Source organism: Nitrospira lenta, from assembly GCF_900403705.1.
Classification (GTDB): Bacteria; Nitrospirota; Nitrospiria; order Nitrospirales; family Nitrospiraceae; genus Nitrospira_D; species Nitrospira_D lenta.
Genome location: NZ_OUNR01000012.1, coordinates 477,812 through 503,437, shown reverse-complemented (window position 1 = coordinate 503,437; position 25,626 = coordinate 477,812). Strand labels below are relative to the sequence as shown.

27 protein-coding genes and 1 tRNA gene are annotated in these 25,626 nt (G+C 57.1%); 3 read left to right on the top strand and 25 right to left on the bottom strand.

Annotated elements, in window-relative coordinates:
• Window positions 1–17: 17 nt before the first annotated feature.
• The 11 genes from NITLEN_RS08765 to NITLEN_RS08715 all read right to left on the bottom strand — a co-directional run bounded on the left by NITLEN_RS08765 (window position 18) and on the right by NITLEN_RS08715 (window position 9,783).
• Window positions 18–377 carry a hypothetical protein gene (locus NITLEN_RS08765; protein WP_146216146.1) on the bottom strand — a complete coding sequence of 120 codons (360 nt, stop codon included), beginning with the start codon at window positions 375–377 and terminating at the stop codon, window positions 18–20.
• A 62-nt stretch (window positions 378–439) separates the two neighbouring features.
• On the bottom strand, window positions 440–1,051 hold the full coding sequence (locus tag NITLEN_RS08760; protein WP_121989212.1) for a pilus assembly PilX N-terminal domain-containing protein: 612 nt from the start codon (window positions 1,049–1,051) through the stop codon (window positions 440–442).
• Window positions 1,052–1,053: 2 nt separating this feature from the next.
• A complete protein-coding gene (locus NITLEN_RS08755; protein WP_181416739.1) occupies window positions 1,054–2,208 on the bottom strand; it encodes a PilW family protein in 1,155 nt (384 codons plus the stop codon).
• A gap of 117 nt (window positions 2,209–2,325) precedes the next feature.
• Window positions 2,326–2,850, bottom strand: coding sequence for a type IV pilus modification protein PilV (gene pilV, locus NITLEN_RS08750; RefSeq protein ID WP_181416738.1), 525 nt, complete (start codon window positions 2,848–2,850; stop codon window positions 2,326–2,328).
• Between the two features lie 23 nt (window positions 2,851–2,873).
• Window positions 2,874–3,389, bottom strand: coding sequence for a pilus assembly FimT family protein (locus NITLEN_RS18545; protein WP_121989209.1), 516 nt, complete (start codon window positions 3,387–3,389; stop codon window positions 2,874–2,876).
• Window positions 3,390–3,747: 358 nt separating this feature from the next.
• Complete coding sequence (locus NITLEN_RS08740) at window positions 3,748–5,595, bottom strand: GspE/PulE family protein (RefSeq protein WP_245924418.1); 1,848 nt, start codon at window positions 5,593–5,595, stop codon at window positions 3,748–3,750.
• On the bottom strand, window positions 5,588–7,060 hold the full coding sequence (locus NITLEN_RS08735) for a hypothetical protein (protein WP_121989208.1): 1,473 nt from the start codon (window positions 7,058–7,060) through the stop codon (window positions 5,588–5,590). Before NITLEN_RS08735 ends, NITLEN_RS08740 begins: the two co-directional genes overlap by 8 nt.
• Window positions 7,061–7,087: 27 nt before the next feature.
• Window positions 7,088–7,828 carry a PilW family protein gene (locus NITLEN_RS08730; protein ID WP_121989207.1) on the bottom strand — a complete coding sequence of 247 codons (741 nt, stop codon included), beginning with the start codon at window positions 7,826–7,828 and terminating at the stop codon, window positions 7,088–7,090.
• Entirely contained in the window at window positions 7,825–8,304 is a 480-nt protein-coding gene (locus tag NITLEN_RS08725; RefSeq protein ID WP_121989206.1) for a type IV pilus modification PilV family protein, read from the bottom strand. The genes NITLEN_RS08730 and NITLEN_RS08725 overlap by 4 nt, the downstream gene beginning before the upstream one ends.
• Entirely contained in the window at window positions 8,301–8,735 is a 435-nt protein-coding gene (locus NITLEN_RS08720; RefSeq protein WP_181416736.1) for a GspH/FimT family pseudopilin, read from the bottom strand. Before NITLEN_RS08720 ends, NITLEN_RS08725 begins: the two co-directional genes overlap by 4 nt.
• 277 nt (window positions 8,736–9,012) lie before the next feature.
• Window positions 9,013–9,783 carry a prepilin peptidase gene (locus NITLEN_RS08715; protein ID WP_121989205.1) on the bottom strand — a complete coding sequence of 257 codons (771 nt, stop codon included), beginning with the start codon at window positions 9,781–9,783 and terminating at the stop codon, window positions 9,013–9,015.
• A gap of 221 nt (window positions 9,784–10,004) precedes the next feature.
• On the opposite strand from NITLEN_RS08715, the gene NITLEN_RS08710 reads away from it, so the two are divergent.
• Window positions 10,005–10,283, top strand: coding sequence for a response regulator transcription factor (locus NITLEN_RS08710; protein ID WP_121989204.1), 279 nt, complete (start codon window positions 10,005–10,007; stop codon window positions 10,281–10,283).
• Here NITLEN_RS08710 and rlmB read toward each other — a convergent pair.
• From rlmB to alaC, 14 genes are all read right to left on the bottom strand, one after another.
• Window positions 10,280–11,059 carry a 23S rRNA (guanosine(2251)-2'-O)-methyltransferase RlmB gene (gene rlmB / locus NITLEN_RS08705; protein ID WP_121989203.1) on the bottom strand — a complete coding sequence of 260 codons (780 nt, stop codon included), beginning with the start codon at window positions 11,057–11,059 and terminating at the stop codon, window positions 10,280–10,282. The genes NITLEN_RS08710 and rlmB overlap by 4 nt on opposite strands.
• Window positions 11,034–12,467, bottom strand: coding sequence for a cysteine--tRNA ligase (cysS, locus tag NITLEN_RS08700; protein ID WP_121989202.1), 1,434 nt, complete (start codon window positions 12,465–12,467; stop codon window positions 11,034–11,036). The genes rlmB and cysS overlap by 26 nt, the downstream gene beginning before the upstream one ends.
• A gap of 9 nt (window positions 12,468–12,476) precedes the next feature.
• The gene (locus NITLEN_RS08695; RefSeq protein ID WP_121989201.1) at window positions 12,477–13,115 is read right to left on the bottom strand and encodes a DedA family protein; all 639 of its coding nucleotides are present in this window, start codon (window positions 13,113–13,115) and stop codon (window positions 12,477–12,479) included.
• 3 nt (window positions 13,116–13,118) lie between these two features.
• Window positions 13,119–13,922, bottom strand: coding sequence for a 5'/3'-nucleotidase SurE (gene surE, locus NITLEN_RS08690; protein ID WP_121989200.1), 804 nt, complete (start codon window positions 13,920–13,922; stop codon window positions 13,119–13,121).
• Between the two features lie 120 nt (window positions 13,923–14,042).
• Window positions 14,043–14,119: transfer RNA gene (locus NITLEN_RS08685), tRNA-Pro, on the bottom strand.
• 79 nt (window positions 14,120–14,198) lie between these two features.
• Complete coding sequence (locus tag NITLEN_RS08680; protein WP_121989199.1) at window positions 14,199–14,549, bottom strand: MerR family transcriptional regulator; 351 nt, start codon at window positions 14,547–14,549, stop codon at window positions 14,199–14,201.
• A 43-nt stretch (window positions 14,550–14,592) separates the two neighbouring features.
• Complete coding sequence (locus tag NITLEN_RS08675; protein WP_121989198.1) at window positions 14,593–14,868, bottom strand: integration host factor subunit alpha; 276 nt, start codon at window positions 14,866–14,868, stop codon at window positions 14,593–14,595.
• A gap of 142 nt (window positions 14,869–15,010) precedes the next feature.
• On the bottom strand, window positions 15,011–16,660 hold the full coding sequence (gene cimA / locus NITLEN_RS08670) for a citramalate synthase (RefSeq protein ID WP_121989197.1): 1,650 nt from the start codon (window positions 16,658–16,660) through the stop codon (window positions 15,011–15,013).
• 64 nt (window positions 16,661–16,724) lie between these two features.
• Complete coding sequence (locus NITLEN_RS08665; protein WP_121989196.1) at window positions 16,725–17,966, bottom strand: aspartate kinase; 1,242 nt, start codon at window positions 17,964–17,966, stop codon at window positions 16,725–16,727.
• Window positions 17,967–17,970: 4 nt separating this feature from the next.
• On the bottom strand, window positions 17,971–18,108 hold the full coding sequence (locus NITLEN_RS18105; protein WP_181416735.1) for a hypothetical protein: 138 nt from the start codon (window positions 18,106–18,108) through the stop codon (window positions 17,971–17,973).
• Between the two features lie 4 nt (window positions 18,109–18,112).
• A complete protein-coding gene (gene apgM / locus NITLEN_RS08660) occupies window positions 18,113–19,324 on the bottom strand; it encodes a 2,3-bisphosphoglycerate-independent phosphoglycerate mutase (protein WP_181416734.1) in 1,212 nt (403 codons plus the stop codon).
• A 13-nt stretch (window positions 19,325–19,337) separates the two neighbouring features.
• The gene (thrC, locus tag NITLEN_RS08655; protein ID WP_121989194.1) at window positions 19,338–20,399 is read right to left on the bottom strand and encodes a threonine synthase; all 1,062 of its coding nucleotides are present in this window, start codon (window positions 20,397–20,399) and stop codon (window positions 19,338–19,340) included.
• Window positions 20,400–20,403: 4 nt separating this feature from the next.
• The gene (locus tag NITLEN_RS08650) at window positions 20,404–21,717 is read right to left on the bottom strand and encodes a homoserine dehydrogenase (RefSeq protein WP_121989193.1); all 1,314 of its coding nucleotides are present in this window, start codon (window positions 21,715–21,717) and stop codon (window positions 20,404–20,406) included.
• Window positions 21,714–22,910, bottom strand: a complete 1,197-nt coding sequence (gene alaC, locus NITLEN_RS08645) for an alanine transaminase (RefSeq protein ID WP_121989192.1) — start codon at window positions 22,908–22,910, stop codon at window positions 21,714–21,716. Before alaC ends, NITLEN_RS08650 begins: the two co-directional genes overlap by 4 nt.
• 281 nt (window positions 22,911–23,191) lie before the next feature.
• Here alaC and NITLEN_RS08640 point away from each other — a divergent pair, with 281 nt between their 5' ends.
• A complete protein-coding gene (locus NITLEN_RS08640; protein ID WP_121989191.1) occupies window positions 23,192–23,905 on the top strand; it encodes a pyridoxine 5'-phosphate synthase in 714 nt (237 codons plus the stop codon).
• Window positions 23,906–24,023: 118 nt separating this feature from the next.
• A complete protein-coding gene (locus NITLEN_RS08635; RefSeq protein WP_245924415.1) occupies window positions 24,024–25,595 on the top strand; it encodes an NAD(P)H-hydrate dehydratase in 1,572 nt (523 codons plus the stop codon).
• The last annotated feature ends 31 nt before the right edge of the window (window positions 25,596–25,626 follow it).

The window sequence follows — 25,626 nt, the reverse complement described above, 5'->3', positions numbered from 1 at the left end:
TGCGATCCCCAAGATGATTATTCGGGCAAAACCAGCAGCATCCAATCGATTTTGTCAGTCGTTCCCTTTTGAATGTGATATTTCACATCGATATCGACTCTCAAGGCCGCAGGCTGCAACGGATCGCCATGCCGGTCAACGAGCACGGCTTCCGGAGCGAGGCCGACCGTCCGTCCATCGATTTGAAATGTCGTCTCATAAACCGATGTAACTTTCCCAGTCGGATAGCTCGCCGCAGCAGCTGGTAACGGCTCGTCGGCATAGCTCGATGCAGGAGCTGTCACACCTGCAATACTCATCAGCAGCACCCAGCCCCCTATAGCCACCAGATATCGCCGCAGCATCAAAGAACTTCCCTTGCGCTTTGTTACAGTCATGGCTCCTATGCCTCCTCAAATCTGCAAACCACGAATGCTACGCCCGCGCGCGCTCTTAGCCATTATGTATTCCCTCTCTTCTGACACCCGACACCCTTGCTATAGCAGGCAAAGGTTGCGATCACCCGGCTCATAGCTCCAGTCGAGGCATTGGCCGCCACACAATCCACGCGATAGAAAAAATCCCGGACAGATTCTTCTGGATCAGCGATATTACTATCGGCCCGTTGTTTGCCATACAGGAAATCAATATCACCATTCACGATATAGTTATTCACATTCATCGTAAGATTCGGCGCATTGCCGGCTCCGACCGGCACATCGGTACTATTTCGAATTGTTCCGTTTATCTCCTGCGAAAAGACGAGCTTATTGAGCGCAGGCACCGGCCCTAGTGGCGCGATCAAAACCAGCGCGTCGTCGTCCATCTCCGGGTCGTCCATTGTCAACCGAATGGCGCGAACGGCTGTCCCCACACAAGACTCTGCCGCACCGGCCCCCTCCTCGACCACGCGAAGAGAACCGGCCATCGAGTTTTCAAGCCCGCTCATGGTTAACGCAGCCACACCCAGAGAACCGGTGATCAACAGCAATAGCATGACTGTCATGAACGAGGTCCCGCGCTCATTGCTGCACAGCCAGTCTTCTCTCAAAACTTCATGCCAATTCAACATACTTAGAACCTTTGGTTACGGAGTTCGACGGTCCGAGTCAGGATACGACGACGAAACTGGAAATACGCCGCTTGCTGTGCGGGAGTGGTGTTGTCCCCAAGCGCAAAGACACCGGTTGCATGATTGTGATCACTGACAACCGGAATCACGGTGCTGTGCACCGGGGTTGAATTGGCTTCCCCTATACCTTGATCGACTCGGGTTTCGCGGGCCACGATGTTGACTTGCACCAAGCGAATTTTCCTCGGGGTCATATAGGTGCCATAGGGTCCAGCCGTACCGAACCAATTCCGATTGGTAATGAAATCGGCCTGATCGAACTGATTGGACAGATCCAAATCATCCGGGTGCAAGTCGGGAATCGCCGTATTCACCCGAGGATCACAGCCGTCGCAGGCATAGGCCAGCTGAAGATCTTCCACGCCGTCCATGATGGGAATGCAGCCTGAATTTTTCTGGTTACAGTTCGGCGGTCCACCCGGTCCCACCAGCGCGATCGGAACAGCCCCACGCACCAGACATGGCGCAGCCCCCTGGCAAAGGTTCAGCGCGTCAGGCGGAGGAATCACTTGATAGGTAATGCATTGCAACAGATAGACTTGAGCACCCCCACCGAATGCAATGGGCCCGGGAATAGCCGGATTCAGTGTCAGCCCTCCGGCATTCACCGCCTGAATGACCGAACCATAAACTCCTCCGATCGATACCGGCATTCCAAGAAGAGCAGCCGCGCCGCCAGGAATCACGTTGGCCATCGCGGTCGTCGCGTTGGCTGGCATCGGTATATTCGTAATCAATCCGCCTAACCCACCGATAATCCCCCCGGGCGGAAGGAAAACCTGCCAAAGTGGCCCCACAGCCATGATCGAATTCGTCATCGGAACCACCATGGAGATGGTGTCAGATCCGAAGTCTGCCCCTAGAGGATTGTTGTCGCCAGGAATCAGAGCCGCTGCTGTGCCATTGACATGACATCCACCGACAGCAGTTGTTAGCCCTCGCATCCCAAATCCGGCCAGCTTCAGATCTGCCGTGATCATGTCGAGAGCGGTTCGCGCCGTCGCCTGGGTTTGTCCGATCTGTCCGGTAGTACGGGCGCTCTTTTGGCTCACAACAAGCGCGCTGAACCCCGCCGCCACAATAGCAGTGGTCATCATCGTGGCAACCATGACTTCTGTAAGCGTAAAGCCCCTCTGGCCTTGCTCATGCCTACCCAACAATCGTCTCACAAGTACCCCCTGCACTCTCACTTTATACATACCCACTTGGCGCCTCTATTCCGGCTCAATCACTGTCTGAAAGGCCACCGTACGCACACGTTGCGTTGAGGTACGTTCGGTCCATTGAAGCCGCACCGTCACTTGGACGGCACTTGAATCTTTTTGGGCAGGCAACACCGGTAGGACTTGGACGGTGCCCCGTGGATTCAACAAGTTCGAGGCCAAGACCAACGTTCGCCACTGCACACAGTCGCCCTGAATCCCTCTCGTGGCAGGGGGCGTAGGATCGGTCGAGGAGAACGGCAAGGCCGGTCTAGGAGCGGGAATACCACCTGCCAAACAGTTTCCAGCCCCAGCGGTATCCAAATTATTATAGGCCCAAGAATACTGCCGATTGCCTTGAATGCGCTCCATCATGTCCGCTGCAACATTAGTCATGACGGAAAGGTCGTTGGCGTCGACGTTTTTAGTAAACGATATGCCCTGCATGGCTGCCATGCCCATCACTCCCACTCCGAGAATAGCAGCCGAGACGAGCACCTCTACAAGCGTGAACCCCTTTTCGTTGCATGCCTTCATGATGATTTCGCCTGCTCCTTTGTTCATGATGTGGCGTTCAGCACACAGGGGTTGATGGCCTGCCGACACCACGTCACCTTCCCCGAAGGCGCGAGCGAGATCGTATAAATCAGACTGGGATTGCGTACGCTTTGCAACTGAATCGTCTGAACCGCCAAAGGCGACGTGCTTAGTCCTCTTGGCGTATACCCGATCGGATTGACCGGCAACGGCAAGACAAGTTTCACATTGAGAGGAAACGTTTCAGCTCCAAGGGGCGCCGTAAACGTCACCCGATCTTGACCCAATGGAATATTGACCGGCATGGCCACGATCATGGCGTTCCGACTGATGGCAGCAGTGCGAGCCATGAGAAGGCGGTTATACAGCGTCGTGGTCGTTTGATAGAGCTCGTACTTGGCATACATGAATGTCAGATTGGGAACGGCCAGTGCGGCAGCAATTCCAACAATGACGACCACGATCATGATTTCAAGAAGAGTAAATCCTCCTTCTTGTAAACGGATCTTGCTCAGTCTGTTTGGTCTAGAGTGAATCATGGCACCCACAACCGAGCAAGGGGCATGCCGTTACTCAGACACGTTCACCACGGCTTAACCAGTTGATTTATAAATACTTGTTCAGAATAAGCTTGATCCTATGATGGGCGCTTTCGCGCAATGTGCCGACAAATTTTGGCCGGGACTCTCACAATCTCGTGCTCGTCGCTACGATTTGAGGTAGGGAAACTCATGAGCACCCCAACGGTCACTGCATATAGTGATGGCTGATTGAAGGGGCTGGAGATGCGACACATACAGGCCGCCAAAAGAGAGTAATCAGCGATAAGAAGACAACGTGATGATGAGGGATGTGGCCCGTTGGGATAACAGACGCAAAAAGAGCTGACTCGGATTTTTATTTCACGGCCACGGCACGAACTTGCCTATAGGTGGTGGCACCTTCGAAGATTTTCTGAATCCCATGTTGAAGTAGCGTCACCATGCCCTCACGCCTCGCGACGGTGGCCATCTCCGCCGTTCGAGCCCGAGACTGAATACACCGCTTCACCTCGTCGGAACCGACCAGCAATTCATGCAGCGCCATTCGGCCTTTGAATCCACTCTGATTGCACCGCTCGCATCCACGTGCGCGATAGAGATACAGCTCCGGCGAATGCGTGACGCCGACTCGATCCCAGTCAGCCACTCCATAGGCCTGAACCAAGTCGCTAAACTCCTGCCGATCCGGATGGTACGGCTCTTTGCAATGCACACAGAGGCGCTTGCACAATCGTTGCGCCAGTACGCCTAACATCGCATCGGCAAAGTTGAACGCATCGCACCCCATGTCCAACAGACGCGTCACGGTCTCGACGGCACTGTTGGTGTGCAACGTGCTCATGACCAGATGACCAGTCAGCGATGCCTCAATCGCGATATCCGCTGTTTCTTTGTCGCGCATCTCCCCGATCATGATGACATCCGGATCGGCGCGCAGAAACGCCCGCATGGCCGCAGCAAAGGTGAAGCCTATCTTGGGATGCACCTGTACTTGACGGAGCCCCTCCTGGGTCAGCTCGATCGGATCCTCAGCCGTCACAATCTTACGGGCATCGGTATTCACCTGCTTCAACAGAGCATGCAGTGTGGTCGTTTTCCCGGATCCGGTCGGACCTACGCAGAGAAGAATGCCCTGCGGACACTCAGCCAACTCCTTCACGCACTGCAAAACGCCCGGCATAAACTCCATGGCCTCCAGTGGCATCGGTGTTTTTGCGGTCAGGAGTCGCAACGTCACATCTTCGTTCTCGCCTGCTGTAGGAAGCGTCGCCACACGCAACTCAAGGTCTCGATCTTTTGCGAGACGATAGCGAATCTTGCCGTCCTGAGGTTTACGCCGCTCTGCAATATCGAGATTGGCCATGATTTTGATGCGTGACACCACCGCGCGCCTGTAGCCGGAGGGAATCTTCATGTAGGGAAAGCAGATCCCGTCAACACGAAAGCGGACAACGGTGTCACGTCCGGTCGAATAGGGCTCGATATGAATATCCGAAGCCCCCAGCCGATCTGCCTCCGCGATCAATTGGTTAGCCAATCGTACAATAGCGGAATCGTGCTCCGTAATCTGCTGAGCGGTGCCGTCGGTTTCACTCCAAACCTCATGCACAAGTTCGCCGAGAATGTCGGCGATCGCCCCGCGAGCTGACTGCTCAGTGGCCAGAAGCAACCACTTTTCGAGATCGCGCCGCAGTCCAACCACGACTCGAATCGTCAACCGGGGAAACGCCCGCCGGATATCCGGATCTTTATCGAGATCCTGCGGATCCGTCCGCAGAATCTCCACCACCGTTCCTTGCCGCTTGATCGGCACCCAGGCGCTTTTCCGAAGGTACTCAATGCGAAGATTTTTGAGGAGCGCCACCTCTAGGACGGCGCGTTCATCATACGCAAGAAACGGACAGCTATAATACTCGCTGAGCACGGCACCAAAGTCAGACTTGGCAACGTGATGGGTGTCGAGAAGGAGCGCTTCTAGGTCGACGCCTTCCGCCTGTATCGCCTCAAGCGCGGCTTCTGCCTCATCTCGACTGAGCACACCGCGAGTCTCCAACAGCGCAAGGAGACGGCGCTCCCGATCCATGCGAGCAGACGAAGACTTGCGCAACGGACGTTGAACGATCTCAGGGGAAACCACCTCAGAAATTTTTCCGCTTGGACTCTCCATCAGCTCTTTCCCTTTCGCCTCTCCTTCGTCATTCATATCGGACCATCCAGGTCCCGGGCGCTCGCATGACAACCGGAACCCCACGAAACAGTCCTCGCCCCATCTCATGGTCGTACCACAGCTCCAGGGTCATACCAGGACGAGCAGTCGCAATCGTACCTTCCGCCGCTACAGCCCCAAAGACCCGCATGGAGCGATCGAGAGTGATATTCCCGGCGGCATAGAGCACCCCGTTCAAATGAATATCCGAGAGTTGAACGGCAGTCCTGCTCCCAGCCACCCCGTTGCCTGCCGCAGGAGGGCTCAATATAGAGAGGGGCTGCCCAGACCCAGCAGGCCCTGCCACAACATGGCCTTGTACAACAAGGACCGCTTCAAGATAGCCCACGCTCAACCGCACCACCCCAAGATTGTCAGCCCGTGGAGCCTTCTGATCCAGCGTGTCGATAAAGATGAGCCCACGAGCCTCGCCAACACTGCGTGACCGAAGATACTCGTCTGGCAGCACACCATGGCCCGGCTCTACTGCCCCACCCGCATACAGAAGGCCATCCCGATCGATTGCCAAATAGGTGCCATGTTGTTTGGCCAGTTGCTTAAGCTGTTCGTACCCCCAGTGATCTCGCCGCACCCCGGGAGCCGGATACCGATTCGCATGGACATTGAGGGGAAGCACGCCATTACTGCTCTGGCCCGGTGAAAGTTGCATGAGATGAACCGGTCCCCCTATCCACATCGATAGCCATCGGTCTTCGCGATGAGACATATCGCGATAACTCACGGCTGTCACCGGTGCGCTGTCACTCTGTGAGGGGAGGTCTTCTACCCGCTGCACAGCCAGATCACCGCCGACGATCAGATCTCCCCAATGCACCAGCGCGCCTGACTCCGGCGCGATCTGCGGCAGGCCAAGATTTCCTCCAACCTGGATCCCCGCTCGCAGGGCCGGAATTTCAAGAGCGCCAAGTTGTATCGAGACAGCATGTCTCGTGGATGAACTCGCCGTCGTGACCGTCGCGTCTACCGTACAGAGCAACCCGGGCGTGCTCGGTGCATAAACCTTCACCTCTTGCACAGAACCAAGATCCTTCAGAAGTCGAAACATTCCTGCACCTGCATCGTTCAACAGTTGTTGGTCTACACCTCGTGAAGCATCAAGCAGCAGATCAGGGTGATCGACGGTCCCGATAAATTGAGACCGGCCGGCCTGGTCAAAAAATGAGGGGCTTCCATCTGAAGTCGATTGCAGCTTGGTCAGAAGTGCCGCCAATGTCGATGGGCTGGTGTGCGGACTATGAAACCAGGCAATGACCAGATCCTGTGCCGCATCGGCAACAGCCTGGGCCACGGCAACATCGGCTGCGCCCGAGGCACTGGACGCCTCTTGCCCTGCCAGATCGAGCAGCGCCGCGCCCACCAACGCCAGTACCAACGCAAGAATGATGACCCCTAACAGCGCGATCCCCTGTTCAGGTGATGCGTGTGGTTGAACCGTCTTCATGGCCTCTGACTCCTTTCATCAAATGCGCTAGGAGCGCACCGTGACGTCTCGAATAACCTTGGGGTCACCGCCAATCATCGAGAGTTCCACTGCAACACGAATAATCCGGCCGATTCCTGCGCCAGCCTTCCCCCACTCATCCCAGTACGACAAACGCACCGACTGCAAATCGCCGATCAACACTCCGGCGCCTCCATCAATCTGCCGCATCAGCTGCGTACGATCTCGGTCATCAACCCGGGTGTAGTACGCCACCCGATTACGCACCTCGACCGACGCACCCGGAGGATAGGCTCCTCCAACCGGATCACTCAGCAAGAGTTGGCTGCGCTGGCCCGGGCTCCCCAGTCGGTGGGATTCGCACCGACTCATTCCACAAAGCACCACCGTTTTCCCCGCTTCCCACCCACTGCCGCTCTGCACCGGCAACAGGGTTTGACCAGCCACGAGAGGAGCCGTGGTCACCGTCCGCAACCCATGGATGTTGGCGGAAAACTCAAATCGATCAGACCTGGCAACGGCAATGGTCGACGACGAAGCCATGCGGACTTCCTGCTCAAACACTTCCAGCCCCAACCGCATTTCTTGCTGGGCGGCCAGGATGCGTTGCTGTCGAACGGCCTGAGCCTGCACAAGGTTGAACGCCTCCAGACTTCCTGCCAATACCACCGTCCCGATCGCTAGGGCCACCATCAGTTCTGATAAACACACCCCGGACGATGAGATCAGACCTTTCAGCCACGCAGGATATCGACTCGATCCACTCATCGGGATCCTGTAAATGCCGGATTGGCCCGCACGGTTCCCACCTCCACCATCCGCACGGCACCAAGTCCTGGATAGGATGCTGCCGCCCGAATCGTCACCAATCCGGCAGTACCGAGTGGCCCGAGACGGTCCATCGCCACCGTCCATTTCAAAGTCACTCCGTCATGCTCCCACTGGGCCGAATAGATGCCGTCTCCGGCCGAGACATCGGCCCCTTGCCCGTCATCCGCCATCATCACATCCATGCGGCCATCGTGGTCGAGATCATCCTCCAGGAGCGTCTCCCACCGCACGGACCGTTTCGCTTCCAAGCGCCCCTGCGCCAGCACCAACGCCCTCGTCTTCATCACCCCCTGTTGAACCAGCCTGGCAGACACCTGGAGCGCCGCCATCCCGCCCATCACAACAATCATCGAAATACTCATGGCAACCATCGACTCCACCAGACTGAAACCTCCGTCGTGATGCCGCCTCATCGAATCGAGACCCTGCCCGTAAGACTCACGGTGATCGTCCGCGCATGCCCCTGGCCGTTGTGGAATTGTATTGTGGTGGCGGTCGCAGAACGCCCGCTCGGATGGAACACAACATCCGGCCCCGCACTCGGCTCGTCGATCTCGAGCCCTTTGTGCTGATACGACAACTGGTGGTGCGGCACGCGATCGTGACCGACCTCAGCAACGATCGCCTGGCGGTCTTGATCGAACACCAGCCGGACACGGTCTCGCTTCGTGATCGCCCATTGCCTCGCCCAGCGGAGTTCAGATGAGACCTGCTGCGCAAACACGTCAGCCTGCACGCGCGCGTTCAGCAGCATCAGATTGGGAATGGCCAACGCCGACACGAGGCCGACAATCGCCATCGACGTCAGCGCCTCGGTGAGGCTGAAGCCTCTCTCACTCTTCACAACTGATATTCTGTTTGCGCTGCATCGGTTCATACTCAGGGGGCATATCAAGAGCCATACCTACAGCGCACAGCTCTGCATTTCGACATGAGCCGATAGGAGCTGGATACCGATCCCTTTGAAACTCACGGGGAAATCATCGGACAATGGAAGGAAAGTCACACGGTATAGGAATCGAGATATGCCACACGCAGCGCATAGCCGCGTGACCGGGTGGATACACCGAGAAAGGATTAGATACAGAGGAGAGCGAACAGTGTGAATTCAAGAGGTGAGATTAGCCTGCCAATAACCCTTGGTACCACTCCAGAATGGGGGTTCCAAAGAAGAGGGCGCTCACTGCGCCCAGAACCAGGAACGGGCCAAAGGGAATATACTCCTCACGCGTGATCACCCGCGCCGCAAGTAGCGACAGGCCAACGACCGACCCGACCAGAGATCCAACCATGATCGTCAGTAATACCAACTTCCATCCCAGAAATGCCCCGATCATTGCCAACAATTTGATATCCCCGCCGCCCATCCCTTCCTTGCCGAATAGATACGGGCTGGCCCAGGCGAGTATCCACAGAATTCCACCGCCGACCAACAGGCCCAGGAGGCTATTCAGCAATCCCAAGGGCAAGACGGTTGCGGCGCTCACTAGGCCTACAACAATCCCAGGAAAAGTGACCGCATTGGGGATAATCTTATGGGACAAGTCCGTACCCGCCACCACGAGCAAAGCAGAAAACAAGATGGCATAGACCATCGCCACCATCGTAGGCCCGAAGAACCAAAGTAGGGCCAGATACCCAACCATATTCAAGGCTTCTACGACTGGATAGTGGAGCGGAATACTGACGGAACAGGCGCGACATCGACCGGCCAGCATCAGATAGCCCAGAATCGGCACGTTGTCGTACCAAGCAATCGGCTTGGAGCAAGCTGGACAATGGGATCCCGGCCACACAATAGATTCATGGCGAGGCAATCGGTAAATGCACACATTGAGAAAACTCCCAATGAGTGCGCCCAAGAGTCCCACTACGAAATACAGCTGCCACATACCGCGCCAGGCCTCTATTGAAACCGAGAAGAAGCTCAATTTCTCTCTAGCTTGTTACGAATACTCTGGTTTCCGTACTCAGTAACCCTACTAGGGCCATTGTGCTTGCATTTACACTTGTTACGAACGCCTCTATAATTTTCCCCGCATTACATCTGCGGCGCAGACGCGCGAATCCAGTATACCTCAAGCTTCGGCGATTCAAAGGAGAACCGACGATTATGGCCAAAGCAACGACCAAGCCTCGGGTTCGCAAATCCCTTGCAGACCTTGAGCCTCCTCCTCGCAAGAAACGGCCGGAGTCGCTCACCGCACGTGAGCAGGAAATTCTGGAATTGATCTGGGCTGGATTTAAGAATAAGGAAATCGGCACCAAGCTCAAGATCAGCGTGAAAACGGTGGAGGCCCACCGCGCCAACATGATGAAGAAGATGCGGGTATCCAACACCGCCCAACTGCTGAAGAACGCCATTCAAGGCGGCGTGCTGAAGATCCGCTAACGTGGCCGGGTTGGTACGGGCACCGCGCGCTGCCGCACCGCTTCAAAGAGCGTCACCGCCGCAGAAGCTGAGACATTCAGCGACTGCACATGCCCCTTCATCGGAATGCGAATCCGTTCATCGCAATGCTGTAATACGCCGGGACGAATCCCCGCACCCTCTCCCCCAAAAACCAACCCGACAGGGCCTCGAAAATCCACCTCGGTAAACAGCTTCGTCGCCGCCGGATCCAGGCCGTAAATCCACACCCCCGCCGCTTTCAAGGACTCCAACAATCGACTCGTATTCGTCACGCGCGCAACAGGAATATGGTCGATCGCCCCGGCCGACACTTTCGCCACCACCGAAGTCAGCCCAGCCGCCCGCCGCTCGGGAATAAACACGCCATGCACACCAGCGCCCTCGGCAGTACGAAGCACGGCGCCGAGATTATGCGGATCCTCCACACCATCGAGAATCACTAGTAACGGCGGCTCATTCCGTTTGGCAGCGCCGGCAAGAATGGATTCTTCTGTCTGGTAGGCCTTCGCTGCGGCAAAGGCCACAATCCCCTGGTGTCGACCACCGGGAGCCAGCCGATCAAGAGACGCCAGCGGCTGGATATGAACCGGCACATGCAGCGCCCGCGCTAACTGCACTAGCTCGGCAAACTGTTTATCAGTCCGAATCACATGCAGCCGCTGCAACGGCCTGCTACCGGCCTTCAGCGCTTCCCGGACCGCATGGAGACCATAGAGAAGCTCCTGGCTGTCATCGCTTCCATCGGCTGGTGCCATCGGGCTTGTCTTCGATGATGATGCCTTGGGCTGCCAGTTCCGCTCGAATGGCGTCGGCGCGTGCGAAGTCCTTCCGCTTCTTGGCTTCCGTTCGTTCGGCAATTTGTCTCTCAATCTCGACCTCACCCGCAGGGGAACCATGTCCCCCGGTTTCGACGTTGAACAGCCACTGATCTAACTGGAACAATGCCAACACTCGGCCCAGCGATCGAAAGGCCTCTCTGGCCCTGCATCGCGCATCCGTCGACAAACCCTCGGCCAGTAGTTTGTTCAGATCACTGCGCAGTCCCTGCAACGCCGCAAGAGCCACTGGCGTATTAAGATCGTCGTCCATAGCGGACTGAAATGCGGCCGTGCATCGTTCAATTGCTGTATTCAATCCGGCATCTCCTGACGCCTTCCCGCCCGTCTCAGCCAGCCGCGCAAAGAGATCGTAGAACCCATTCACGGTACTCTTCGCTTCTTTCAACGCTTGATCGGAGAAATCCAACGGACCTCGGTATTGTGTCGCCAATAAGAAATACCGCAACATCTCTCCGGTTTCCGCTTCCGGCCACTCCGACTTTTCAAAGATCTCCCGGATGGTGAAGAAGTTCCCCAACGACTTGGACATCTTCTCCTGATTGATCTGCACAAACCCGTTGTGCATCCAATAGCGGGCAAACTCTTTCCCCGTCGCGCCGCACGATTGGGCAATCTCATTCTCATGGTGCGGAAAAATCAGATCCATTCCGCCGCCGTGGATATCGAACGTCTCGCCCAGGTGGCGAATCGCCATGGCGGAACACTCAATGTGCCACCCCGGCCGTCCCTCGCCCCACGGGCTCGGCCATGCCGGCTCGCCAGGCTTGGCGCTTTTCCATAGCGCGAAATCCATCGGATGTCGCTTTCGTTCATCCACACCCACCCGCGCCCCGGATTGGAGATCCTCCATCTTTCGCTTAGACAAACGTCCGTACTCTCCGTATTTGGCAACCTCGAAGTAGACGTCTCCATCCACTTGATAGGCCAAGCCCTTCGCGATCAGGGTTTCGGTCAGCCGGACGATGTCGGCCATATGCTCCGTCGCTTTCGGTTCGATCGTCGCGGGCCGCACGCCCAATCGCTTCATATCATCATAATAGGCCTGAATATATTTCTCCGTGATCGTGTCACAGCCGACACCCTGCTCATTGGCGCGCTTGATGATCTTGTCATCGACGTCTGTGAAATTCTTGGCAAACTCGACACGAAGTCCGGAATACTCCAAATACCGCCGAACCACATCGAACACCAGCGCACTGCGCGCATGACCGATGTGGCAATAGTCATACACCGTCACCCCGCAGACATACATGCGCGCGGTGCCGGGCACGAGCGGCTCAAACGCGTCCTTCTTTCCCGTCAGCGTATTGTAAATCTTGAGCATGCGATCAACCTATGGCTGTGGCGCGCGCCGCTTCGGCCAGTGCGACCAAACGAACAGTCCGATAATGACGACCAGAATCACGCCGATCACAATATCGAACCGATGGAAATAGTCACGCAGCTCTTCCCAGCGCTCTCCCATCTTCAACCCGATATAGGCAAGAAGATAGCACCAGGGCAACGCGCCAAGAAATGTGAACAGCACAAACCGAGGGAAATTCATCCGCGCGATACCGGCCGGTAACGAAATGAACGTACGCACCACCGGAAGCATTCGGCTGAAAAAGACCGCGGCTTCCCCGTATTTCAGGAACCAGCGATCGGCGATATCGAGATCTCGGTGCGACACAAGAAAGTACCGACCATAGCGCTCCACAAACGGGCGCCCCCCCCACACTCCGGCATAGTATGCGGCAATCGACCCGACGACATTCCCAATCGCCCCGGCTAGTGTCACCCCGAGCATCGTGAACTGCCCGGACAAGACCAGATAGCCTGAAAACGGCATAATAATCTCACTGGGCAATGGGATGCAGGCACTCTCCACCGCCATAGTGAACAAAATCCCGGCATAGCCGAATCGGGAAATGCAGGCGATGACAAAGCGGCTCAGCTCACCGATAATCGCTTCAATGAGATCTCCGATCATCAATCACCCCTTCCGTTGTGAAGCCGAACGTGCGCGCGGCTTGGCACGCACCGACTTATCCTGGATCATCGGCTCCCAGGCTCGAAAATGATCAAGCACTGCATAGTTGGTGCAATCCAAGTGAATCGGCGTCACCGACACCCGCCCCTCTTCGAGCGCTTCGTGATCAGCATTCTGGCTCCGGCTCCAGGATACCCGCGTGCCGGCGATCCAGAAATATTTCCTGCCATGCGGATCGAGTTTCTCGATAATGGGATTGTCAAAGCGCCGGCGACTGAGACAGGTCACCCGTACTCCCTTGATGGAGCGCAACGCACGATTCGGCACATTCACATTCAACAACGTTTCATCGGGCAGTCCTTGCTCCAACACGAGCCGAACGATGCGCGCCGCATAGTCGGCGGCAACGGGAAACCGAAAGGTCTCTCGTCCCTCCTGCGACACAGCAATCGATGGAATGCCAAGGATCGCCCCCTCCATCGCCGCAGAGACGGTTCCCGAATAGAGCACGTCGTCCCCAAGATTGACGCCCTTATTGATTCCGGACACCACAATGGCAGGAGGCTTCGGCAGCACTTTCAGCAGCGCCAAGTTCACACAATCCACCGGCGTGCCGTTCACGGAAAATGTGCGCGGCGCCAAGCGATGCAGGCGGAGCGGCTTATGCAATGTCACGGCATGGGCCACAGCAGTACGCTCCCGATCCGGCGCCACCACCCACACTTCACCGATCGCTTTGAGCGCATCGGCCAATATCGTCAGACCAGGCGAATCGATTCCGTCGTCATTCGTGACTAAAATTCGCATGTGCTTCCAGTCATAAAAAAAGCTGCACGCGGCAGCTTTTTCTCCATCCCTGTGGCCGACCGAGGAGCCGCGCCACTATCGCTGCCTCGTGCTCAGCCTCCAAGGGGCCATGGAAAAGATTGGTCGGGGCGGCGGGATTTGAACCCACGACCACTCGCACCCCAAGCGAGTACGCTACCGGGCTGCGCTACGCCCCGACATCTTCTCTGTATGATGATTCGATCTCTATTGTCGCTTGTACAACTCCGGAAAGGCAATGGGGATGTTACGGAAGACTTACGGTGAATGCGCGTCGATAATTTTCACAATGGCCTGGAGATCCCCGCGCAGCTTCTTGGCCAACTCTTGGGGGGTGAGCTTCCGAGAAGCCGCCCGCCCACGCCTGGCCCAATACCGCTTCACTCCTTCCAGCGTGTGCCCTTCTTCATACAGCATCCGCTTAATTTCAAGGACCGTCTCAATGTCCCGGCGAATATACAGACGCTGGTTTCCACGACTCTTCTTCGGGCTCAGGAACTTAAACTCAGACTCCCAAAAACGTAGCACGTAAGCCGGGAGCTTCGTCAGTTGACTCACCTCCCCGATTTTATAAAAAACTTTACTCCCCAGCCTGGGTTCAATCCCCATGACCGGCCCTCATCCTGTGGTCGCGATGCGGGGCTCGCGATAGCTATGAATTGACGTACTTCTTAAAGACTTGGCTTGGGCGGAATGTGACAACGCGACGCGGGGTAATCCCAATTTCTTCTCCTGTGCGAGGATTGCGCCCCTTGCGAGAACCTTTGCTGCGAACGACGAAATTGCCGAACCCCGCAATCTTGACTGATTCCCCTTTTTGCAGCACCGACTTGAGAAGGTTGAGCACAAGTTCAACGATATCGGCCGCCTCATTTTTCGAAATTCCAACCTGCTTGAAGATCTCGTTTGCGATATCAGCCTTTCTCATGCCCCCTCCGTAACCGCTGCGCATTTCCATCACGCAACCTCCGATGAAGCTGCACTCTAAAGACGGAAAGTTCTGCTTAAGTTACGTGAGGTTACGAGTTCTGTCAAGAATAAACATCGGCGGGGATGCGGCAGGAGCTCTGCTATGGCTTCGCCAGAAGCTTGTACTCAATGCTGTCGGCGAGGGCTTGCCAGGTGGCCTCGATGATGTTCTCGGATACTCCGACGGTTCCCCACTTATCTTTATGGTCGCCGGATTCGATCAGCACCCGCACCTTTGACTCCGTGCCTTTATTAGCCGCGAGTACGCGCACTTTGTAATCGAGTAATTTCACTTCTTGCAATTGCGGATAGAATTTTTCCAAGGCCTTACGCAGCGCATGGTCCAGCGCATTCACCGGTCCGGCTCCGACCGCTGCGGTGTGCTCAACCACGCCGCCAACCTTGATCATGACGGTCGCCTCTGAAAGGGGCGCGCCGTCTTCCTGTTTCTTTTCCACAATCACGCGGAATCCCAACAGCTGGAACGCCGGCTTATGAGTTCCCATCGCCTTGCGCATCAGCAGCTCAAACGAACCCTCGGCGCCTTCAAACTGATAGCCTTCGTTTTCACGCGCTTTGAGCGTATCCATCAGCTCTTGCACCTTCGCATGATCCTTTGACAGCTTGATGCCGTAGGCTTCGATCTTGTCTAACAGGCCGCTCCGTCCCGCATAGTCCGACACCAGCACGCGCTGGCGATTCCCCACCCTCGTCGGATCGACGTGCTCATAGGTCAATGCGTTCTTCAGCACCGCATGAATGTGGACGCCGCCTTTGTGGGCAAACGCCGAATCGCCCACATAGGGCTGGTGCTTGTTGGGCATCAAGTTCGCGATTTCCGTGACGAATCCCGACACATCTTTCAAATGACTGAGCCGGTCGCCGAGCGCCGGTCGCCGCATCTTCAACTCGAGATTCGGAATGATGGAACACAGGTTGGCATTTCCGCAGCGCTCACCGATCCCATTGATCGTTCCCTGCACCTGAATGATGCCGGTCTCGATCGCCACCAGTGAGTTCGCCACCGCCATTTCACAATCGTTGTGGGCATGGATGCCCAACGGCACCGTGATTTCCTGGCGCACCACTTCACAGATGGCCCGGATCTCCCACGGCATCGCCCCGCCGTTTGTATCGCAGAGAATGACGCGTTCAGCCCCTGCCTCCACCGCCTTGCGAATCGTATTCAGCGCATACTCCGGATTCGTCTTGTAGCCGTCGAAGAAATGCTCGGCATCGTAAAACACCCGGCGGCCCTTACTTTTCAGATGCGCAATGGAATCGCCGATCAATTCGAGATTTTTCGCCAGTGAGATCCCCAGCGCATCGGTCACGTGCAACGACCAGGTTTTCCCAAACAGCGTGATGGTCTTGGTTTCCGCTGCGAGGAGGGCCTGCAGATTCTGGTCTTTCTGAACGGAATTACTGGCCTTGCGCGTCGATCCAAAGGCAATGACCGAGGCATGCTTGAGCGGGATCGTCTTCATGATCCGGAAAAACTCGATGTCCTTCGGATTGGCGCCCGGCCAGCCGCCCTCAATATAGTGCACGCCCAGTTCGTCTAACTTTTGAGCGACACGAACTTTGTCTTCCGCGGAAAAGCTGACGTCTTCAGCCTGCGCACCGTCGCGAAGCGTCGTATCGTACACTTCCAGCGCGGCGGCGCGGTCGACGGTGAGAACCGGAATGACGACCGGCTCCTCCGGTAGAGTGCGACGAGAAGAACGAGTCTGTGAGGATTTTCGAGCCATTGTTCAAAAGAGTAGCAGGAGTGGGAAGGATCTGTCGAGTCGAGCCGGGACGAACCAGATTCGCTTACTTCGCCGACTGCTCTCCTTGCACAACCCGATCGAGCCCGAACGCGGTGTGTAACGAGCGCATCGCGAGCTCCAAATACTTCTCGGCAATCACGCAGGAAATTTTGATCTCCGAAGTGCTGATCATCATGATATTGACGCCCTCACGGGATAACACCTCGAACATCTTCGCAGCGACACCCGAATGCGAGCGCATGCCCACCCCGATGAGCGAGACTTTGGCAATCGCTTCGGTGATCGCCACGCTTCTGGCCCCGACATCGTTGGCCACCGCTTGTAGCAACGGAGTCGCAGCGCGCAAATCCGCCCGAGGCACAGTGAACGACAAGTCCGTCAACGCATCCTGACTGACGTTCTGAATGATCATATCGACGTTGATGTTGGCCTGGGCCACAGGCCCGAAAATTTTTGCCGCGATGCCGGGCTTGTCGGGCACGCCGACCATTGTGATTTTTGCCTGATTCCGGTCTCCCGTGACTCCGGCCACCGCGACTGCCTCCATATCCGCATCTTCACGTGTCACGAGAGTCCCCTTTCCTTCCTTAAAACTCGAATTCACCTCAACCGGGACGTTGAATTTCGCGGCGAACTCCACTGACCTGGCCTGCAACACCTTGGCGCCGAGACTGGCCATTTCCAACATTTCTTCGTATGAAATCTTGTCGATCCGCCGCGCCGCTGGCACCACATTGGGATCTGAGGTGTAGACCCCATCCACATCGGTAAAGATGACGCATCGATCGGCTTTCAACGCCGCAGCCAACGCTACCGCAGACAGATCCGATCCGCCGCGTCCCAGCGTCGTGACATCCGACTGTTCGTTGATTCCCTGAAACCCCGCCACCACGGGAATGATACCTTTTGCCAACGCTTCGCGAAGCCGGTCGGCTGAAACCCGTGCAATCCTGGCCTTGGTATGGACACTGTTGGTGATAATGCCGACTTGCCGTCCCGTATAGGACCGGGCATTCAGTCCGCGACTACGAAGATCCATCGCCAAGAGCGCCACGGTCACACGCTCACCCGTGGACAGCAACATGTCCATTTCACGATCATCGGGCGTGGCGGACGCCTCATGCGCAAGCTTGATCAATCGATCCGTCTCACCGCTCATCGCAGACAACACGACGACCACCTGGTCTCCGGCACGATGCGACTGCGCGACCCGCTCTGCGACCCGATGGATGCGTTCAATCGTACCGACCGACGTCCCGCCGTATTTCTGAACCAGTAACGCCACCGACTTACCCCTTGGCAAACAGCTTACATACAAACTGATTGGCCTCACGGACTGGCGCCGGCACATCCGTCTCGGTCACCCGATGGATCCATTCAATCGTACCAACCGACGTCCCGCCGTATTTCTGAACAATCAACGCCACTGACTTACCCTTTGGCAAACAGCTTGATCACAAACTTGCTGGCATCACGGACCGGCGCCTTGGAGGCCTGCGCATCAGCCTCGGTGAATCGACGACCTCCTGAGGCTCCATCCGTGCCTGGCCCCTCGCCAAACACCGCGAACGCCTGGCCCTGCACCCCTTCACCGTGATCGCACAACGCAAGAAATCGATATGGGCCTTGCTTCTCAAGCCCTTTCAGGATCGGTCCGACGAGGTCCCGGTCAAACTCTTCGATGGCCCGCACGGTCGCATTCACATCGCTGCCATGCACCACTTCATCAGGCAAGGAAGCATGGACATAGACAAAGTCCTTCTTGGCAAACTCATCGAGTACCGTCGCGGCCATCGCCTTAAAGGGTTCGTCGCCAATTTCTGGAGCATCCGACGCGTCCAACCCGGCACACAGCCCGACTCCCCGATGGACCGCACTGGAGGCCACGACCGCACCGGTCACCTGAAATCGTTCAGCCAGACTGGGCCACGGGATGGCTCGTCCTTCTCCCCATAACCAGATACAATTGGCCGGATTTTTCCCCGATGCTAATCGCTCCGCATTGACCGGATGATCGCGCAAAATGAGATGGGACGCTTCCATCAGCTCTCGCAGAATATTTGCGCCGTCTCCTGTCGGAAGCGCATCCCCGATCACGCGACCTCTCACCGACTGTGGATCGACACACACGGCCCGCGGCTTGCCTTTCATCCACACCATGACATGACGATGGCCCGTACCGGGGTAGAACTGCATTGTCTCAGAGCCCAGCTGCTCGTTGATCGCCTCGATCAATTCGCGCGCCTCATCAGTTTCGATGAGACCAGCCGTCGCATCGTCCAGCACGACATGTGCGCTTAACTTCTTGATGTCTGCGCCGACTTTTCCGCCTTCCGGCTTCACCGTGACCATCGTACAGCGATAGACCACGTCTTGCTCCGTCACAGAGACACCGAGACTCGCGGCTTCGAGCGGACCGGGACCTTGATAGTACTTCTTGGGGTCGTACCCGAGAATCGCGGTCCCGTTAAGACCGCTGCCATGACGATTCCCCTCCGCGGGATTCGTAACCAACCCGAGTTCGCCGATCCGTGCCAATCGATCAAGATGAGGCGTGGCAGCCGCCTGAAGCGGCGTGCGTCCCCCCAATGCATCCTGCGCATGACCCGCTAACCCGCCAGCATGGAGAATCAGATACTTCATTGAGATCAGACCCTCATCGTGCATTTAATAACCGGGCAACATCCGAAGATATCGCCTTGACAGTCAACGGCGGTTTGGACACGCTGATCGCCGTATCGGCATCTTTCAATCCATGCCCGGTCAGCGTACACACCACCGTCTCCCCTTCCCGCAATTTGCCCGCGCGGCCCAGCTTCGTGACACCGGCCACCGATGCGGCGGACGCCGGCTCACAGAACACCCCTTCCGTCGCCGCCACGAGCGTATAGGCTTGAAGAATTTCTTCATCGGTGACCAGATCAATCGCCCCGGATGATTCCTCTACTGCGGTCGACGCCGCGGCCCAGCTCGCCGGATTCCCGATTCGAATCGCGGTGGCAATCGTTTGCGGCTCTTCAACCACCCGGCCCAATACCATCGGGGCGGCTCCCGCCGCCTGAAATCCCATCATGCGCGGCAATTTGGTCGTCTGATTCGCGGCCCGATATTCTCGATAACCTTTCCAATAAGCCGTGATGTTCCCGGCATTCCCGACCGGCAGCACGTGAAGATGCGGCGCATCCCCCAACTGATCACACACTTCAAACGCGGCCGTCTTTTGGCCTTCGATTCGAAAGGGATTAATGGAGTTGACCAGCTCAATATGGTGCGCGGCCGAAAGATCTTTGACGATCGTGAGCGCCTGGTCGAAATTGCCTTCGATCTGGATAACCGTCGCCTGGTGCATCATGGCTTGCGACAGTTTCCCGAGCGCAATTTTACCCGCTGGGATCAGCACATAGACGGCCAGCCCGGCCCGGGCGCCATAGGCAGCGGCGGACGCGGAGGTATTGCCGGTCGAGGCGCACATGACCGCGCGCGCCCCCTGCTCCACCGCCTTCGAGATCGCCATCGTCATCCCGCGATCTTTGAATGAACCGGTGGGATTCGCGCCCTCGAATTTCAAGTAGAGATCGACGCCCGGGGCAATAGCCTTCGCCAAACGTTCCGCGCGAATGAGCGGCGTATTGCCCTCTCCCAAGCTGATGATCGGCGTCGCCCCCGTCACCGGAAGAAACTTTCGATATTCCTCAATAATGCCGCGCCAACGAGCCATCCGACTACTCATCCTTCCCTTCCACGCGGATCAGCGTGGCGGGCTCAGAAATAAAAGCCTGGCGATTGATCTCACACATCGCCTTCTGCACATCCCGCTCCTTCGCCATATGTGTCTTGATGACCACCGGAACCGTCTGTCCTTCGCGACGGCCCTGCTGGAGCATCGACGAGATACTGATCTCACAGCGGCCCAGTTCTCCGGCAATCTGCGCCAACACACCCGGTCGATCTAGCACCATAAATCGAAGATAGTAGAGCGAGCTGATTTCGTCCATGGGCTTGAGACGGATCGGCCGGCGCTGGTCTTGCTGAAACGAAGCCGGCGGAACCAGCCCGGCGGCGCCCTTCAGCACATTGCGCCCGATTGCAATCACGTCGCTCACCACCGCACTGCCGGTCGGCAGCGAGCCTGCGCCTCGGCCATGGAGGATCACGTCGCCCACCGCATCACCGACGAGATGGATCGCATTGTAGACCCCCTCAACTTTGGCGATCGGCGAATCGGACGGCACCATGGTCGGATGCACCCGCGCTTCAACAGCTCCGTTATGAAGCTTCGCGATCCCCAAGAGCTTGATCGTATAACCAAACTCCCTCGCGTACGCGATGTCCTGCTCCGTGATATTGGTGATCCCCTCGGTATAGATTTCTTTGAAATTGATCGGCGTTCCAAACGCCAGATTCGCCAGAATGGCAAGCTTGTGGGCCGAGTCAATTCCGGCCACATCAAACGTGGGATCCGCTTCCGCATATCCAGCTTGCTGAGCCTCTTTGAGCACCGCGTCGAAACTGTGCCCCTCTCGCGTCATCCGGGAGAGAATATAATTCGACGTCCCGTTGATAATGCCGTAGATCGATTCGATACGATTCGCCGCCAGTCCTTCGGTCAACGCCCGAATGATCGGAATGCCACCGCCCACACTGGCTTCGAAGCCAAGATCCACATGCTGCGACTCCGCCGCCGCGAAAATTTCTTCTCCGTGCAATGCCAAGAGCGCTTTGTTGGCCGTGACCACATGTTTGCCGGCCGCAATGGCGTCGAGCATCACGCGCTTGGCAAAATCGTACCCGCCGACCAGCTCAATGACGATATCGATCGCCGGATCGGCAAGAATCTGTTTCACATCCGTCGTCAATACGCCAGGCGGCACCGCCACTCCGCGATCGCGGGTGATGTCGAGATCGGCGATCCGCAGCAGCTCGACCGGAACGCCGACCCGCCGACGGATCAGAGCCGCGTTTTCGAACAAGACTTTCGCGACGCCGGTTCCAACGGTACCGAATCCGATCAAGCCGACACCGATGCGGGTTTTCATTCCTCTGACCCTTCGAGCTTCAACACCTTCTTGATCCCCCGAACCGCCTGCCTGGTTCGATGTTCGTTCTCGACCAGCCCGAATCGCACATACTCATCGCCCCCCTCACCGAATCCGATCCCGGGGGAGACCGCCACCTTCGCTTCACGCAACAACAACTTCGAGAACTCCAACGACCCCATGTGCCGATAGGCCTGCGGAATCTGCGCCCACACAAACATCGTCGCCAGCGGTTTGGTCACCTGCCACCCGATCCGGTTCAAGCCTCCTACCAGCACATCCCGTCGTTTCTGATAGCGTGATACGGTCTCTTTAACGCAGTCCTGAGGCCCATTCAACGCGATGACACTGGCAATCTGGACCGGCTGAAAAATACCGTAATCGAGATAGCTCTTGATCTTGGCTAAGGCTCCGACCACTTCTCGATTGCCGACACAAAATCCCACGCGCCATCCGGGCATGTTGTAGGCCTTTGACAGCGTATAAAACTCGACTCCGACATCCTTCGCGCCTGGGACCTGGAGAAAACTCGGCGCCTTATAGCCATCAAACACCAGGTCGGCATAGGCCAGATCGTGAATGACGATTACATTGTGTTCTTTGGCAAACGCGACAATCTTCTTAAAAAACGAGATGTCGACCACGGCAGTCGTGGGGTTGTGCGGGAAGTTGATGACCAGGATCTTCGGACGCGGCATCGTCTGCCGATAGACCCGTTGCAAGTCTTCGAAAAAATCGCTGTCCTGCCGCAGTTCGATCCCACGGACCTCGCCCCCGGCAATGATGAAGCTGTACATATGGATGGGGTACGTCGGCGTGGGCGTGAGGACCACGTCACCGGGACCGATCATCGCCAACGCAAGATGAGCCAGCCCTTCCTTCGAGCCGATCGTCACAATCGCTTCGGTCTCAGGATCTAACTCGACATTGTAGTTTCGCTTGTACCAGCCGCAAATTGCGTGACGCAGCTTCGTGATGCCACGCGACGCCGAGTAGCGATGATTCTTACTTTTGCGGGCGGCTTCAATCAGCTTGTCGACAATGTGGGGCGGAGTCGGCTGGTCGGGATTGCCCATCCCGAAATCGATGACATCCTCTCCGCGTTGACGAGCTTCTAACTTGAGGCTCTGCACCTGAGCAAATACATATGGCGGAAGTCGCTGTAGCCGATAAAACCCATCACCCAAACCCATGACGGTCCTCTACCTCTTAAAATTCTGGTCTCCTTCGAGCTGCTCCTCAGTGAATAGAGGAATGAACAGGCTGGAAGAAGCGCCTATTCTAATTGAGGGCCTCTGTCGAGTCAATTTACCTTGTGATTCTGTGGGGTTCGGTTTCAGCAAACATTCAAGCCTCACACGGAGCGGCTCACACCTGTCAACCTTGCTCCATCCCTCGCCATCTGCTATTAATGCGTCACGTTTCCCCCGTCACTCATTCCTTTCCTGTAGGTCTCACGCAGGCTGGAGGTGTCATGGCCAGACTGGGCGTCAATATTGACCATATCGCGACTCTTCGCCAAGCCCGTGGCGGGACCGATCCGGATCCCTTAGCCGCAGCGGTCCTCGTGGAACTCGCCGGAGCCGATGGCCTCGTCGTACACTTACGCGAAGATCGACGACACATTCAGGACCGCGACCTCACGCTCTTGCGGGAGATCGTCCGGACCAAGCTGGATCTGGAAATGGCCGCCGATGACGCCATGGTCAAGATCGCCCTGACCGTAAAACCAGACTTGGTCACCCTGGTCCCGGAAAAACGGCAGGAGCTCACAACCGAGGGCGGCCTGGATGTAGCCGGGTTAAAAGAGCGTATACAAACCACCGTTGCCATGCTGCACGATGCCGGGATCCCCGTCAGTCTCTTTATCGAACCGGACCTCAACCAGATCAAAGCGGCGCACAAGATTGCAGCCGACTTCGTCGAGCTCCACACCGGGCGCTATGCCAATGCCACCAAGTCGAAAGAGGCCGATGCGGAATTCGAGGCCATCACCCAAGCCGCCAAGCTCGCCTACAAGCTCGGCATGGGTGTCAACGCCGGACACGGCCTCAATTATCGCAATGTCGCGCGCCTGACCCATATTCCGGAAATCGTGGAGTACAACATCGGGCACAGTATCATCGCCCGCGCCGTCCTCGTCGGCCTCGACCAGGCAGTCAAAGAAATGAAAGCGCTGCTCAGCTAGCCTGCCTGTTGACGCCGTTCACTGTCACTCGAGCCGTCAACGATCTCATGACGCCACACGTATCGATCCCATCGCGCCAGGCGCTGCCAGTCTCACCGCAACTGTGCGGGGCTATGAGATGAAGTACCCCGCAATGAGGCTTATCGTCACCGCCGCACAAATGCAGGCGCTGGACCGCCGGACGATCGAGGAAGCCGGCGTGCCCGGCACGATGTTGATGGAACGGGCCGGAGCCGGTGTCGTCACCAGCCTTGAGCAACAGCTCGGCCCCCTGCGTGGGAAACTCATCACAATTCTCTGCGGGAAAGGCAATAACGGCGGCGATGGATTCGTCGTGGCGCGCCTGCTGCACAAGCAACGGGCCAAGGTCCACGTGTTCACCTTGGCTCCGGCCGCGGATCTGAGCCGCGACGCTGCACGCATGTACCGGCAACTTATCCGGACCGCCGGCAAAGCGATCGTGAAACCGTTTTCCTCAACCAGTCAGCTTCAGACAATACTCAGCGACAGCGACGCAATCATCGACGCCTTATTAGGAACAGGCCTGGCCACGCCGGTTACAGGACGATATGCAGAAGCTATCGACGGCATCAATCAGGCACAGCGCCTGACCGTGGCCGTGGATCTGCCCTCCGGCATCCACGCCGATACCGGCGCAGTATTAGGCCGCGCCGTGAAGGCTGATCTGACCGTAACCTTCGGACTGCCAAAGCTGGGCCTATTCCAGAATCAAGGTATCGATCACGCCGGACGTGTGGAGATTGTCGACATCGGAATTCCACCAGCCTATGTCGATGCCGTGGAAAGCCGGATTCGATTGATCACCGCCCCGTTTGTTCGGACCGTCGTACCTCCCCGTCGCCTCTCCAGTCACAAAGGCACGTTCGGCCATGCCGGCATCATCGCTGGATCAGTCGGCAAGACCGGGGCGGCCGCGATGGCGGCACAAGCGGCCTTGCGAATAGGGGCCGGGTTGGTAACCGTGGCCATCCCGGCGAGCGTCAACGATGTCCTGGAGGCCAAGCTCTTGGAAGTCATGACGATCCCGATGCCTGAGACCACCGCGCGCACATTGTCCCGCGCTGCGCTGGACCGGCTGAAAGACTTCATCAACACGAGAACAGCGGTCGCGATCGGTCCGGGACTCTCAACCCATCCTGAAACTGTTGCGCTAGTGCAAGCGCTTGTCCGGCAACTGGATCGACCGAGCGTCCTTGATGCCGATGCATTGAATGCACTGGCCGGTCGCGCCGCGCTCTTAGCCGAATGTGCAATTCCTCCCATTCTGACGCCGCATCCCGGCGAAATGGCCAGGCTAGTGACCAAATCCTCGGCTCAATCGGTCAACGAGGACCGGATCGGCACGGCCACACGCTTTGCCCAAGCACATCGCTGCTACCTCGTGCTCAAAGGGGCCAGAACCGTGATTGCCGGACCTGACGGCATGGCAGCCATTTGTCCCACCGGTAATCCCGGCATGGCCACGGCTGGAACCGGCGATGTCTTAACCGGTATGATCACAGGATTACTCGCCCAGGGAGTCGCCTCATGGGAGGCCGCGTGCGCCGCTACCTATGTGCACGGACTTGCCGGGGACCTGGCTGCCGAAACAATCGGGCAAACCAGTTTAATCGCCAGAGATATCATTGACCATATTCCTTATGCGCTCACGAACATCGGCTCAGCGTAACCAGCCCACGACTGCCGTACCTCGGAAGGCC

Bases quoted from the DNA above. Each gene is read 5' to 3' on its own strand.
- cimA (WP_121989197.1), bottom strand. From the start codon at position 16,660: ATGGCTCGAAAATCCTCACAGACTCGTTCTTCTCGTCGCACTCTACCG.
- rlmB (WP_121989203.1), bottom strand. From the start codon at position 11,059: ATGGCACCAGCCGATGGAAGCGATGACAGCCAGGAGCTTCTCTATGGT.
- NITLEN_RS08755 (WP_181416739.1), bottom strand. From the start codon at position 2,208: ATGATGACCACTGCTATTGTGGCGGCGGGGTTCAGCGCGCTTGTTGTG.
- NITLEN_RS08715 (WP_121989205.1), bottom strand. From the start codon at position 9,783: ATGTGGCAGCTGTATTTCGTAGTGGGACTCTTGGGCGCACTCATTGGG.
- cysS (WP_121989202.1), bottom strand. From the start codon at position 12,467: ATGCTCAAGATTTACAATACGCTGACGGGAAAGAAGGACGCGTTTGAG.
- NITLEN_RS08635 (WP_245924415.1), top strand. From the start codon at position 24,024: ATGAAGTACCCCGCAATGAGGCTTATCGTCACCGCCGCACAAATGCAG.
- NITLEN_RS08675 (WP_121989198.1), bottom strand. From the start codon at position 14,868: ATGAGAAAGGCTGATATCGCAAACGAGATCTTCAAGCAGGTTGGAATT.
- NITLEN_RS08650 (WP_121989193.1), bottom strand. From the start codon at position 21,717: ATGAAAACCCGCATCGGTGTCGGCTTGATCGGATTCGGTACCGTTGGA.
- NITLEN_RS08695 (WP_121989201.1), bottom strand. From the start codon at position 13,115: ATGATCGGAGATCTCATTGAAGCGATTATCGGTGAGCTGAGCCGCTTT.
- NITLEN_RS08640 (WP_121989191.1), top strand. From the start codon at position 23,192: ATGGCCAGACTGGGCGTCAATATTGACCATATCGCGACTCTTCGCCAA.
- NITLEN_RS08760 (WP_121989212.1), bottom strand. From the start codon at position 1,051: ATGTTGAATTGGCATGAAGTTTTGAGAGAAGACTGGCTGTGCAGCAAT.
- NITLEN_RS08680 (WP_121989199.1), bottom strand. From the start codon at position 14,549: ATGGGGATTGAACCCAGGCTGGGGAGTAAAGTTTTTTATAAAATCGGG.
- NITLEN_RS08710 (WP_121989204.1), top strand. From the start codon at position 10,005: ATGGCCAAAGCAACGACCAAGCCTCGGGTTCGCAAATCCCTTGCAGAC.
- surE (WP_121989200.1), bottom strand. From the start codon at position 13,922: ATGCGAATTTTAGTCACGAATGACGACGGAATCGATTCGCCTGGTCTG.
- NITLEN_RS08735 (WP_121989208.1), bottom strand. From the start codon at position 7,060: ATGAAGACGGTTCAACCACACGCATCACCTGAACAGGGGATCGCGCTG.
- apgM (WP_181416734.1), bottom strand. From the start codon at position 19,324: ATGAAGTATCTGATTCTCCATGCTGGCGGGTTAGCGGGTCATGCGCAG.
- NITLEN_RS08725 (WP_121989206.1), bottom strand. From the start codon at position 8,304: ATGAGGCGGCATCACGACGGAGGTTTCAGTCTGGTGGAGTCGATGGTT.
- NITLEN_RS08730 (WP_121989207.1), bottom strand. From the start codon at position 7,828: ATGAGTGGATCGAGTCGATATCCTGCGTGGCTGAAAGGTCTGATCTCA.
- NITLEN_RS08765 (WP_146216146.1), bottom strand. From the start codon at position 377: ATGACTGTAACAAAGCGCAAGGGAAGTTCTTTGATGCTGCGGCGATAT.
- thrC (WP_121989194.1), bottom strand. From the start codon at position 20,399: ATGGCTCGTTGGCGCGGCATTATTGAGGAATATCGAAAGTTTCTTCCG.
- NITLEN_RS08740 (WP_245924418.1), bottom strand. From the start codon at position 5,595: ATGAATGACGAAGGAGAGGCGAAAGGGAAAGAGCTGATGGAGAGTCCA.
- pilV (WP_181416738.1), bottom strand. From the start codon at position 2,850: ATGAAGGCATGCAACGAAAAGGGGTTCACGCTTGTAGAGGTGCTCGTC.
- NITLEN_RS18545 (WP_121989209.1), bottom strand. From the start codon at position 3,389: ATGATTCACTCTAGACCAAACAGACTGAGCAAGATCCGTTTACAAGAA.
- alaC (WP_121989192.1), bottom strand. From the start codon at position 22,910: ATGGGTTTGGGTGATGGGTTTTATCGGCTACAGCGACTTCCGCCATAT.